This is a genomic window from Microbacterium sp. zg.Y909, from assembly GCF_024626565.1.
In genome coordinates this window covers 1-11,711 of the sequence record NZ_JANJFJ010000078.1, presented here as the reverse complement: position 1 = coordinate 11,711, position 11,711 = coordinate 1, and the positions used below count along the sequence as shown (strand labels likewise).

Annotated in this window: 12 protein-coding genes; 4 read left to right on the top strand and 8 right to left on the bottom strand. The window is 69.6% G+C overall.

Features of this window, described 5'->3' with window-relative positions; genetic code table 11:
• The 6 genes from NQ160_RS08140 to NQ160_RS08115 form a co-directional block, all read right to left on the bottom strand.
• Positions 1-320 (bottom strand): Gfo/Idh/MocA family oxidoreductase (locus NQ160_RS08140; protein WP_257514720.1); only part of this gene is annotated, 320 nt, incomplete at its 3' end.
• Complete coding sequence (locus tag NQ160_RS08135) at positions 317-889, bottom strand: dTDP-4-dehydrorhamnose 3,5-epimerase family protein (protein WP_257514719.1); 573 nt, start codon at positions 887-889, stop codon at positions 317-319. The genes NQ160_RS08135 and NQ160_RS08140, both read right to left, overlap by 4 nt.
• Positions 886-1,902, bottom strand: coding sequence for an NAD-dependent epimerase/dehydratase family protein (locus NQ160_RS08130; protein ID WP_257514718.1), 1,017 nt, complete (start codon positions 1,900-1,902; stop codon positions 886-888). Before NQ160_RS08130 ends, NQ160_RS08135 begins: the two co-directional genes overlap by 4 nt.
• A 10-nt stretch (positions 1,903-1,912) precedes the next feature.
• Complete coding sequence (locus NQ160_RS08125; RefSeq protein WP_257514717.1) at positions 1,913-2,740, bottom strand: sugar phosphate nucleotidyltransferase; 828 nt, start codon at positions 2,738-2,740, stop codon at positions 1,913-1,915.
• 66 nt (positions 2,741-2,806) lie between these two features.
• Positions 2,807-4,282 carry a sugar transferase gene (locus tag NQ160_RS08120; protein WP_257514716.1) on the bottom strand — a complete coding sequence of 492 codons (1,476 nt, stop codon included), beginning with the start codon at positions 4,280-4,282 and terminating at the stop codon, positions 2,807-2,809.
• Between the two features lie 53 nt (positions 4,283-4,335).
• Positions 4,336-5,913: a polysaccharide biosynthesis tyrosine autokinase gene (locus tag NQ160_RS08115; protein ID WP_257514715.1), complete on the bottom strand. Its 1,578-nt coding sequence runs from the start codon at positions 5,911-5,913 to the stop codon at positions 4,336-4,338.
• Between the two features lie 184 nt (positions 5,914-6,097).
• Between NQ160_RS08115 and NQ160_RS08110 the strand changes: the two genes are divergently transcribed.
• Genes NQ160_RS08110 through NQ160_RS08100 form a run of 3 tightly spaced genes read left to right on the top strand, consistent with a single transcriptional unit; the run spans position 6,098 to position 9,449 of the window.
• A complete protein-coding gene (locus NQ160_RS08110; protein ID WP_257514714.1) occupies positions 6,098-7,273 on the top strand; it encodes a glycosyltransferase family 4 protein in 1,176 nt (391 codons plus the stop codon).
• A gap of 56 nt (positions 7,274-7,329) precedes the next feature.
• Entirely contained in the window at positions 7,330-8,352 is a 1,023-nt protein-coding gene (locus NQ160_RS08105; RefSeq protein ID WP_257514713.1) for a hypothetical protein, read from the top strand.
• Positions 8,349-9,449: a glycosyltransferase gene (locus NQ160_RS08100; protein ID WP_257514712.1), complete on the top strand. Its 1,101-nt coding sequence runs from the start codon at positions 8,349-8,351 to the stop codon at positions 9,447-9,449. The genes NQ160_RS08105 and NQ160_RS08100 overlap by 4 nt, the downstream gene beginning before the upstream one ends.
• Here NQ160_RS08100 and NQ160_RS08095 read toward each other — a convergent pair.
• Complete coding sequence (locus tag NQ160_RS08095; RefSeq protein WP_257514711.1) at positions 9,433-10,980, bottom strand: apiosidase-like domain-containing protein; 1,548 nt, start codon at positions 10,978-10,980, stop codon at positions 9,433-9,435. The two genes, NQ160_RS08100 and NQ160_RS08095, sit on opposite strands and share 17 nt — an antisense overlap.
• 162 nt (positions 10,981-11,142) lie before the next feature.
• On the opposite strand from NQ160_RS08095, the gene NQ160_RS08090 reads away from it, so the two are divergent.
• Positions 11,143-11,337 carry a hypothetical protein gene (locus tag NQ160_RS08090; protein WP_257514710.1) on the top strand — a complete coding sequence of 65 codons (195 nt, stop codon included), beginning with the start codon at positions 11,143-11,145 and terminating at the stop codon, positions 11,335-11,337.
• 43 nt (positions 11,338-11,380) lie between these two features.
• Here the strand turns inward: NQ160_RS08090 and NQ160_RS08085 are convergent, their stop codons facing one another.
• Entirely contained in the window at positions 11,381-11,710 is a 330-nt protein-coding gene (locus NQ160_RS08085; RefSeq protein ID WP_257514709.1) for an NUDIX hydrolase, read from the bottom strand.
• Between the last annotated feature and the right edge of the window lies 1 nt (position 11,711).

Genomic DNA, 11,711 nt, shown 5'->3' with positions numbered 1-11,711 from the left:
GCCTCGATCACCGCGTCGATGGATGCCGCGTGGTTCGCCGCGCGGAAGTCGGTCGTGACCGCGACCGCCCCCGCGGCGACGGCGGCATCCACCTCCGCTGCGGTCGCCGCGCGCCTGACGTCGGTGACCCCCGCCTCGCGCAGCGCAGCCTCGGCCTTCTCCAGCGTGCGGTTCACCACCACGCTCACGCGCATGCCCGGCACGCTGTGGGTGATCTGGTTGATAAGCCCACGCCCCATGAAACCGGCGCCGACGATGGCGACCCCGATCGGCCGCCCTTCGGCCTCGCGCTTGTGCAGCGCGGTGTCGATGATGATCACGTCGGGTCCCCCGAGACGGCCGCGAGTTGCTCGCTGGTCCAGGTGTCCAGCAGCGGCCACGACATGTCCTTGGGCGACGCGTCCGCGACGGGGAGCGGCCAGGAGAGCCCGAGCGCCGGGTCATCGTGGCGCAGGCCGCGTTCGGCGCCGGGGGCGTATGCCCCGCTCACCATGTAGCTCACCTCGGTCTCGTCGACGAGCGTCTGGTACCCGTGGGCGAAGTAGGCCGGGACGAACAGGGCTCGCCGGTTCTCGGCGCTGAGCTCGATCGACACATGCTGCAGGCGGGTGGGCGACCCCCAGCGCATGTCGACGATTGTGTCGACGATCGCGCCTCGCGTGCAGCGGATGAGCTTGCTCTCGGCATGCGGCGCCACCTGGAAATGCATGCCGCGGAGCGTGCCGGCGCGGTAATTGAAGGAGATGTTGGCCTGCTCGACATGGGGATCGAGTCCTGCCTCGGCGAACTCCGCGCGGTCGAACGCCCGGGCGAAGAACCCGCGGTCGTCCTGGCGCGCCTCGAGATCCACGATGGCCACGCCCGCGATCGGGGTGGGGGTGAAGATCACGGCATCCTCCAGAAGAGTTCGTCATCGACCTGGCCGGTGCGGCGCAGGTAGTCGAGCTGGGCGAGTCGGGTGAAGCCCCGGCTGAGGAACAGGTCGGTGTCGAGGTCCACGGATTCGAACACCGACAGGAGCTGCTCGACACCCGTCTGCGCATTCCATTCGCATTCGAAGCCGGGAAGCACCTCGCGGATGCGGTCGAACGACACCCGGTAGCTGCGGTTGTCGCCCCCGCTGGCGCCGAAGCTCAGCTCCGCCTCGGGGAGCGCTTCGCCGATGATCTCGGCGATCTCCCGCACCTGGTAGTTCTGCTCGTCGGAGCCGACGTTGTATATCTGCCCCCTCACCGCTTCTGCGGGGGCCTCGAGGGTCATCCGAATCGCGCGGGCGATGTCGAGGGCGTGCACCAGCGGTCGCCAGGGTGTGCCGTCGCTGGTCATCGCGATTCTCCTCGTCGTCCACGCGAGTCCGGCGAGGTTGTTGAGCACGAGGTCGAAACGCATGCGTGGCGACGCGCCGAACGCGGTGGCATTGCGCAGGAACGTCGGGCTGAATGACTCGTCGGCCATCGGCCGCACGTCGCGCTCGACCATCGCCTTGCACTCGGCGTAGACCGTCTGCGGGTCGATCGGGGAGTTCTCGTCCACGACCCCCTCGGCGACGCCGTAGACACTGCACGAGGACATGTAGACGAAGCGCCCCACGCCGGCTTCTTTGGCGAGGGTCGCCAGCCGCACGGAGCCGGCGTGGTTGATGCTGCGCGTCAATGCGGGGTTGAACTCCCCCAGGGGGTCGTTGGACAGCTCCGCCATGTGGACGACCGCGTCGACCCCGCGCAGATCGTCGGCCGTGAGCGAGCGGACGTCGCGCACGAGGGTCATCGGTGTGAAGTCGACGCCGTTGTACAGCCAGCCCGCCTTGTAGAAGCCGGTGTCCACCGCGACGACTTCGTGTCCGGCGCGCGCGAGCTCGGGAGCCAGCACCGAGCCGAGGTACCCCTCGGTGCCCGTGACCATCACCTTCACGTCAGGACCACACCTTCCACGGAGCCTTGTCGGTATCCCAGAGCTGGTTGAGCTCCGTCCAGTCGCGGTAGGTGTCCATGCCCATCCAGAACCCGTCGTGGCGGTACACCCCCATCTGCCCGTCTGCGGCGAGCGTCTGCAGCGGCTTCTTCTCCAGCAGCAGGTCGGGGTCGTCGTCGAGATAGGTGTCCACCATCTCCCTACGGAAGCCGAAGAACCCGCCCGACACCCACCCGTCGGCCATCGTCGGCTTCTCGTTGAACTCCGTCACCTCATCGCCGTCGACGTGCATCTCTCCGAACCGGCTCGTGGGATGCACGCCTGTCACCGTGCCGATCTTCCCGCTGGCGACGTGCTGACGGTAGAGCGCGTCGAGGTCGACGTTCCCGATGCCGTCGCCGTAGGTCATCATGTAGAACGGCTGGTCGAGGTACTCGCGCACCCGCTTCACGCGCGCGCCGGTGCCGGTCAGCAGCCCGGTTTCCACGAGCGTCACCTCCCAGTCCTCCGACGGGGTGTGCCCGTGCCAGTCCACTGACTCATCGCCGGCGCCCAACTGAACGGTGAAGTCGCGTTCGAACTTTCCGTAGTCGAGGAAGAAACGGCGGATCAGATCGCCCTTGTACCCGAGGCACAGGATGAAACGTCGGAAGCCGGCCGCCTCGTACGTCTTCATGATGTGCCAGAGGATCGGCTTGCCACCGATGTCGATCAGCGGCTTGGGCAGCTTCTCGCTCGCCTCCCGGATGCGCGTCCCCATGCCACCGCAGAGGATGACGACGGGGATATCGGCTTTCGGGGGAACTTCGGTTGTCGGTTCAGCTGCCATGTCGGCGCGCTCCTCTCTGGTGTGGTCGGCGTCGCCGGCGACCGGGTGTCATCGCGATGGCGATGGTCAGTGGGCCGTGTCGCCCGGGGCGAGTACGGCGCGGAAAGTGCGGAACAGGATGCCGATGTCCCCGAGCAGCGACCAGTTCTCGACGTAGTACAGGTCGAGGCGGAGGGACTCCTCCCATGACAGGGCGGACCGTCCGCTCACCTGCCAGAGACCGCTCATGCCGGGCTTGACGATCAGGCGTCGTTCGGCGGCGAAGTCGTAGAACGCCACCTCGCCTGAGCGCTGCGGCCGAGGCCCCACCAGGCTCATGTCTCCCAGGAGCACGTTCAGCAGCTGGGGGAATTCGTCGAGCGAATGCTTGCGCAGCACGCGCCCGATCGGCGTGATGCGGGGGTCCTGCTCGATCTTGAACAGCGGGGCGTCGTCCTTGCCCTGCTCCGCGAGCAGCTGCGTCAGCATGGCGTCGGCGTCAGGCACCATCGTGCGGAACTTGATGAGCCGGAAGGGGCGTCCGTCCTTCCCGATCCGCTCCTGGCGGTAGAAGACCGGCCCCGCGCTGGACGCCCTGACCAGAGTCCCGAGGATCACGAATAGGGGAGCCAGCAGGATGAGGAGCATCACGGATCCGACGATGTCGACGGTGCGCTTGACCAATCTCTGGCGGCCGGTGTACCGCGGCGTCTCCACGTGCACCAGGGGAAGCCCGGCTACCGGCCGGGTGTGCAGGCGCGGGCCGCCGATGTCGGTGAGGCTCGGCACGAGGATCAGGTGCTGACGGCCTGCTTTCAGCCGCCAGCTGATCTCCTTGACCTTGCGCACCGGCAGCGCCGCGTCGCTGGCGACGATGAGGGTGTCGGCATCCACCATCGACATCATCATGATGACGTCGTCCGCCGGCCCGAGGAACGGTACGCTCGCGCCACGGCACGTGAAGTCTGAACGGCTTCCCGGGCCGCTGAGACCGACGACGAGATAGCCCGCTTCGGGGTTGCGGTCGAGTTCGGCCGTGATGCGCGCGTTCTCCTCGTCGTCGCCGATCACGAGCGCCCGCGCCATGCCGCGGCCCGCCCGCCGGTGAGCTTTGAGCCGCTGGCGCCACAGGTAGCGCGTGATGAGGAGGCAGGCGAGGCCCAGCGGGAACCCGAGCAGGATGTAGCCCCGGGAGACCGGCGTCATCGTGAGGTAGGACACCACAGCCAAGATTGCGAAGAGGTGCACGGCCGAGCTGATCACGAGTCGGTACTCGGACATGCCCATCCCGACGACGCGTTCGCCGCGCGATCCCGAGACCGCCAGCGCCACCTGCCAGCCCACGATGAGCGCAACGGAGAGCCACGTGTAGCTGAGGGCGGTATCACCCAGCTGACGGGTGTGGTCCCCGACCGTCGCCGAGAACCACACGTACTGCGAGAGGAACACCGCGATGAAGATCACCACGGAGTCCGACAGCCACAGCATGCGCCGATAGGCGAGCCGCCAGTCGACGGCCGCCACTTCGGCGGTCGACAGCGCCGCCAACGGATTCAATGCCACGTTCCCCCCCAAAAGGCTCGTGTTCGTTCAACAGGTGCGCCCGCGCGGGCGCGTCAAGGCAGCGTCTCGGCGCCGCCGTTCTTCCCCGACTCCCGGAACCGCGCACGCGAATTCCTGAGAGTCTCATCCCCGGATCTGGAAGCCACGCCCCCCGGCATGCTCCCGCTTTTCGGCTTGGTCTCGTCCCCATCGAGGCGGGCGAAGTCCGGAAATTCCAGCAGGTCCATCTCTGCGCTGTCGGCATCGCGATCGCCTGCGTCGAATGACAGGTAGGACTCGGTCAGGTAACTGGTCGCGCCGCGCGCGGTGACGCGGTTGGCCACTGTGCCGGCCAGACGTGCGCCGACCTTCTCGAGAGAGGCCGTGGCCGCCCGGATGGCGTCACGTCTCGTTCGATCCACGGCGACCACCAGCAGCACGCCCCCGACGCTTCGGGAAAGGATCGCGGCATCCGGGACGGGCAGGAGAGGCGGCGTGTCGTAGAGCACGACGTCGTAGATATCCTGCAGGTGGGCCATCAGATCGCGCATGTGCCGCGACCCCAGGAGCTCGCTCGGGTTGGGCGGTATCCGACCCGAGGCCAGCACGTGCAGGTTCGGCGATCCCCAGGTCTGGACCACCTCGGCGAAGAGCGCGCGACCGATGAGCACGTCGGTGAGGCCGGCGCCGCCCTCCAAAGAGAGAGACTCGTGGATCTGCGGGCGGCGGAGGTCCGCTTCGACCAGGAGCACGCGTGACCCGTTCGCAGCGATCGAATTGGCGAGGTTGAGCGCGACCGTGGACTTTCCGTCGCCGGGCCCGGGGGACGTGATGGTGAACGTCGCGGGACCGTCGATGTCGAGGAACTGCAGGTTGGTGCGGAGGATGCGGAACGACTCCGCCGCCGGGGTGCCGAGGCCGTCGTCGATGAGGGCCGCCTCACCGCGGCCGCGGGAGATCTGCGGGATCGCCCCCACGATCGGGGCGTCGGTCACCGCCTCGACGTCCTCCGTGGAGCGGACCCGGGTGTCGATGAGTTCGCGCAGGATCGCCGCCAGCGTTCCCAGCGCAAGCCCCGCGAACAGGCCGATGCCCAGGTTGAGCAGGACGTTCGGGCTGATCGGCGTCGTGGGCGCCTCGGCGAAGCGCACCTGCGTCATCTTCACCGGGGTCATCGCCGTCGGGACCGTGCCGTCAGCCGCGACCGCACCGGTGGTCGACTCGACCTCCGACACCACGACCGACAGGTTCGTGATGATGGCGTTGGCGATGCTCGCCGCCATGGCAGGCGACGAGTCGCTGACCGTCACCTCGAGCATCGTGGTGGAAAGCGGGATCGACACATCGATGCGGGCTGCGAGCTGGGCCGGCGTCACGTCGAGGCCCAGCTCCTCGATCACGCGCGAGGTGACGATCGGCTCGGTGGCGAGGCTCGCATACGTGCTGACGCGGCGCTCGGTGAACGCGTTGCCCTGCGTGAGCTCGTTGACGCTCGCCCCGGTTTCGCTCGTGATCAGCGCAACGCTGGTCGCCGAGTACACCGGCTTCGTGGTCGTAGCAGCGACCCACCCGGCGAGCGCTCCGGCGAGCGTCACAGCGAGGATCAGAATCCACGACCGCCGAACGATCCGCGCGTAGTCACGACTGCCCATACATTCCCCATCACGTAGGCCACGACGGAGACTGCCCCAGCTGTTCCCCAGCTAGCCCCCCGGCTTGCGCCGACGATACGCACCGGAGGCAGGGAACCGCAAGGGCTATCTGCGATCCGGTGTTTCGGATAGGGTGGCCACGCGCGCCCCCCGACCGCACCGCACTGCACTCTGGGGGATTGCCATGCGTCAAGATGTTTCCGCGCCGAGCGGGTCGTCGGGGGAGAAGACCCTCCTCACTCTGCTGTGGGTCGAGTCGACGACGGACTCCACGGCGGCCGGTGCTCATCTGCGCGGCACCCTCGCGCGCCTCGCGCCCGAATTGTTCGACCTGCGCGTGATCACGCGGTCGACCGACGGACCGTCGTGGCTGCCGGGGCGGCTGCGCAAACCCTGGCGCATCATCTCGGTTGTCGGCCGTGCGAAGCTGGCGCGCCCGCGCGGCGTGCTGCTGGCGCGGTGGAGCCCGTTCGTGGCCCTGGTGAGCCGGCGGTGGACCCGGCGCGGGAGGCCACTCGTGCTGTTCGTCCAGGGAAACCTCGACGACCTCTACGATTCGAACCCCTGGACGCGCCGCGCGCCGTGGCTGACGAACCTCGCGCTGGCCTCGATCCGCGAGGCGACGGCGGTGGTCACGCCGAGCGCCGGGCTGGCGGAATGGGTCGGCACGGTTCGCGGAGCAGGGGAGCAGCCGACGGTGACGGTCATCCCCAACGGCGTCGACCTGCCACTGTTCGAGAGCGCGCGCAAGGACGCCGATCAGGTGCGCGAGCCCTCGGCGGTGTTCTTCGGCAACATGGCCACCTGGCAGGGCGTGGACACGATCTTGCAGGCGCTCGCCGATCCGCGCTGGCCCGCTGACCTCGCGCTCACGGTGATCGGAGACGGTCCCCTCGCCCGTGAGGTCGCCGACAGCGTCGACCCGCGCGTGCGCTACCTCGGGCGCCGCTCGAAGAGTGAGGTGGCGGCTGTCGTCGCCGGAGCCGAGATGGCATTGGCGACGCGAAGCGACGTCGCCGCCAGCGCCACCGGGGTGTCTCCGTTCAAGGTCATCGAAGCCGCCGCGGCCGGTACGCCTGCCATCGTCACCCGCGTTCCCGGCCAGACCGAGCTCGCGACCGACATCGGGGGCGCGGTGCTCATTCCGCCGGGCGATCCGCAGGCGCTCGCGCAGGCCGTCGCCGACCTTCACGCCGACCCGGAGCTGCGGGCACGCCTGACCGACCGTGGGCTGGCCGGCGTGCGCGCCTACGACTGGGCCTCGCGCGCGGGCGACCTCGCCACGGTGGTCACCTCGGTCTCCGCCTCCGCGAGTCGTCCGACGGCGGACGCCACCCGGCTGGCCGGTCAGCGCCGATGACGGCCCTTTCCGAGCGCCGACAGGCGAGGGCGGGGGCCCCGGGCGGCGGGCCCCCGATGGATGCGCTCAAGTACTGGCTGGTGTGTGCCACGCTCGCGCTCGGTGCCATCGTCGCCGCGCTCAGCCACGCGCTGCTGCCCGGCAAGCTGTTCCTCGACGAATCGATCATCCGCCGCTTCATCGGCGGCGCGCTCCGTGTCGAGGGACCCAGCTCGTACGGGACGACCGCGTGGCTGTACCGGGTCACCGGGCTGGCGGACATCCCCAACCTGTTTCCGGTCCTCGCCTACCTCGTGTTCGCCGCGGGCGTGCTCATCGCCATCACATGGCGCGGCATCCCCGCCATGTCCTTCCCTGAGCTGGCGGTCGTGGCAGGTTCGCTGTTGCTGGGGGCGGTCTATCTCTCCCAGTACTCGAAAGAGTTCTTCGTCCTCCCCCTGGTCATCGTGCTCATGCTCGCGCGCCGCTCTTGGGTCATCGAGGTCACCTGGATCTGTCTTGCCCTGCTCTACGCGGGGTTCGTGCGGCAGTACTGGTTCCTGGTCCTCGTGCTCTACCTGGCCCTGCGCCTGCTCATCCCCCGATTGCGTTCGGCGTGGCTGCTCGTTCCCATCGTCATGATCGGGTTCGCCGCGATGACCCTGGCGTTCAACCTCGTGCTGGGCACCGACCTCACGTTCTTCCGCACCGACACCAACAACGCCTTGTACATCGATCGCTCCACACGCATCGACGACCTGATCCCGGGGGAGTCGCTCCCCATCCAGTGGCTGAACGCGGTCGTGATGATCCTCGCGATCGCCTTCCCGGTGGCCCTGGTCCTGTCGGGGGAACCCCTCCAGATGATCACCGGCCTCTTCGTGGCGCTGTGCTGGGTTCTCGTGGCGCTGCGCTCCGCGCGCGTCGTCGGCAGGCCCGGTCCCGGAGTGATCCCACTGGCGTTCCTGCTGGCCTTTCTCATGGTGCAGTCGGTCTTCGAACCGGACTTCGGGTCGTATGTGAGACACATCACGCCGCAGCTGCCGCTCTTCCTGGCGCTCTTCGTTGCCACCGACAGGCGGCCGGGAGTCGGATCATGAAGATCGTCCACGTGACCGAGACGCTCGTGGGCGGGGTGCTCGCGGCGCTCCTGGCGTTGTCCGCCCGACAGGCGGCGCTGGGGCACGACGTCTCGGTGCTGTATCCCGTCAAGGCGACCGTTCCGTCGCCTGACGAGCTGCAGGCCCGATTCCATCCCGACGTGCACCGGGTCGAGCTCGCGTTCCGCGGCCGGGTGTCGGCGTTGCAGACGCTCCACCGTGCCATCCGGCGACTCGGCGACGATGTCGACGTGGTGCACCTTCATTCGACGTTCGCCGGCATCGCCGGGCGGCTCGGACGGGTCGCGCCGCGGGGCAGCGTCGTGGCGTACTCTCCCCATGGGTTCGCTTTCCTCCGCGAGTCCTCCTCCCGGCTCAGCAACGTCGTCGCGCTGACGCTCGAGCGGGTTCTGGAACCGCAGTGTGCGGGACTCGTGCTCGTGTCGGAGTCTGAGGATGCCGTCGCCCGTGACCGTCTGCGCGGTTCACGGCGGCATGTGCTGCGCAACGGCATACCGGTCGACGGCCTCCCTATGGCCTCGGGCGGCGCGAGCGGCCTGCCCCTCGTCGTCGCATCCGGCCGACTGGGAGAGCAGAAGGGGCCCGACCGGTTCGCGGACATCGCCAGGGCGCTCGCCGGCCGGGCGGAGTTCGTCTGGATCGGCGACGGCTCGGCGGAAGCGCGAGAGCGCTGGATCGGGGACGCGCCGGTGAGGGTGACCGGGTGGCTTCCGCACGATCAGGTGGTCGCGCAGCTCGCGGCATCGGACGTGTTCCTCTTCCCCAGCAGGTGGGAAGGCATGCCGATCTCGCTCATGGAGGCGCAGGTGATGGGGGTCCCCGCGGTGGCCACCGACATCGTCGGCAACCGCGACGTGATCGTCGACGGTGAGACGGGCTACCTCTGCGACGACGTCGACCAGATGGCGGCGGCGGTGGCGCGGCTCATCGACGATCCCGAGGAGCGGCGCAGGCTCGCCCGACGCGCCCGCGGGGTGCAGCCGGAGCGGCTGTCGGACTCCGCGCTGGGACCGGCGTCGATCGGGATCTACCAGCGGATGCGGCAGCGGACCGCGGGGGTCAGCGCCGCAGGATGAGCACCGCGTCGGTCCAGCCGGGGGGCCACGCGACGGTGACGTCGGCGCCCGCGGTGCCCGAGGAGACGAAGAGCTCTGCACCCGACGCCGGATCCGCCCAGTGGATCTCGAAGGCGGCCGTCGGGTGCACCGCCGTGGTGTCCACGCGGACGTTGCCGCGCGGCTCGCCGAAGTACACCAGTGCCCCTCGGCCGTCCGGCAGCGTCGCCGCACTGACCGCGTCGGTGCTCTCGGGGGTGCCATAGCCGTCGGGGAGCAGGCGCCCGGCCGGCGTGTCCGCGCTGACCGGGGTGAGCTCAGCGTCGCCCTGGCGGGCGAGCAGCGAAGCGAGCGTCCCGATGTCCCGCGCGCTGTCGTCGGCGAGGGCTTCTTTCCAGCCATCGCTCACCCGCCACACGAAGGAGTGGCCGTATGAGAACCCGGCGGCGCCGGCGAACAAGGCGTGATACGCCTGGGCGCGGAGAGCGCGGCGGTCGAGCTGGGGCTCCCCCTCCCGCCCTGCGTAGTAGGCCTCCCAGAGGACGACGGGCCTGACCGTCTCCCGCGCGTACTCTGCGGAGACTTGGGTGGCGGGGTAGGCGCCGCTGTACGCGGCGGAGATCGTGTACCAGGGCTCGCCGCCGAAGTGCTCCTCCGCGGTCTTGCGCCGTGCCGTGTGGTACGACATCAGCTGAGGAACCGACGCGCCCTCCTGCAGCGCCCTCCCCATGACGTTCGTCGCTTCGACGCGGGAACCCCGGCCGAGACCGCCGGGCACGCCCGCGGTGGACTGCTCAGTGGCATCCGGCTCGTTGTCGCCTCCCAGCAGCCACCAGATGTGGTCGAGATGCCCGTAGCGGTCCGCGAGGAAACTCCCGTAGCTGCCGGCGCGACGCGTGGTGAGGTGCCCGCGCCACCCATCGCCCCATCCGCCGTACCACGAGGGGACGAGGCAGGCCACGAGACCGAGGTCTCGACACTTCTGAACGCACCAGTCGATGTGGCCCCAGTAGTCGTCCCCGTCGGCCGAGGTCTGCGGCGAGTCCAGCATCCCCGTTGCCGTGAACGGGGTGTGACCGTAGACGTTGTCAGCCTGCGGCGAGAAGTCCAGCACCGACATCTGCAGAGCGGTGTACCCGGTCTCCCGGCGCGCTGTCGCCAGTGTCTCGAAGTCCTCGCGCGTCATCCGGCTGGGGGCGTTCCATGCCGTGTCGGCGAGGTAGACGAACGGGCGGCCTTGCGCGTCGACGAACCCGCGACCGGTGTCGGAGACGCCGACGGGGAAGGATGTGCCAGGGCGTGCAGTGGCGGGAGGGGTGGCGCCGGGGGTCGTCGGCGCGAGCTCCGGCTCCTGGCTGCGCGCGATCGCCAGGCCCGCCAGCGCGGCGACGGCCACGCCGCTGGCCCCGATCAGCCCGTAGCGCAGCACGGTGCGGCGGTCGAACGTGCGTGGCGTGCCCGGGGGCGGCGTCGACGCTCGGGCATGCCCGACGCCCGCGCGCTCCCCCTGCGCTGATCGTCCCTGTCCGTCCCCATCCGGGTGTGAGATCACGGGACCATGCTAAGGGGAAGGCGGGCACGGCCGGCTTGACGGTCTTGCGGGGTGTGTCACGGCTGTGTCCACGCCGACGAGTAGGTTGGAAGTGTCGTGCGGGAGCGTCCCTGACCGACCGAGGACACACCACCGGGTCCGCGCAGCGCTGCAGGAGGATCGATGGGCGAGATCGTGCTCGTCGCCGTGCTGGGCGCGGTGTGGGTCGTTCTCGGCCTGGGCGTGGCACTGGTGGTGGGCCGCGTCGTCCGCCGTGGCGACGAGGACAGTCGTTTCTTCGGCAGCTGGCACGCGCGTCGCACCGGCCAGGCCCCTCCGCGACGAGCCGATCGCCGCAGCGACGACAGAGACGGCTGACGGCCGCGCGCGGCCGCGCGCCCCGGCTCGCCTGCCGCGCCGCTCAGTCCGGGAGGAAGTACTGCTGCGCCAGCGGCGCGACCTCGAGGTCCTCGGCATCCTTCCGCGTCACCCAGCGGAGCTCGGCGATCTCGGCCGCGGGGCGTGGGCGCTGCGTGCCGATGTCGGCCGCGAAAACGTCGGCGACCACGACGAAGCCGGGTTCGTTCGCGGCGGCGGCGGTGTACGCGCCGAGCGGCTGCAGATCGTGGGGATCCACCCGCACTCCGATCTCCTCGGCGAGCTCGCGGCTGAGGGTCTCGTCCGGGGTCTCGCCCGGCTCGGGCTTGCCGCCGGGCTGCATGAAGGCCGTCGTGCCGGTCTTGCGCACCAGC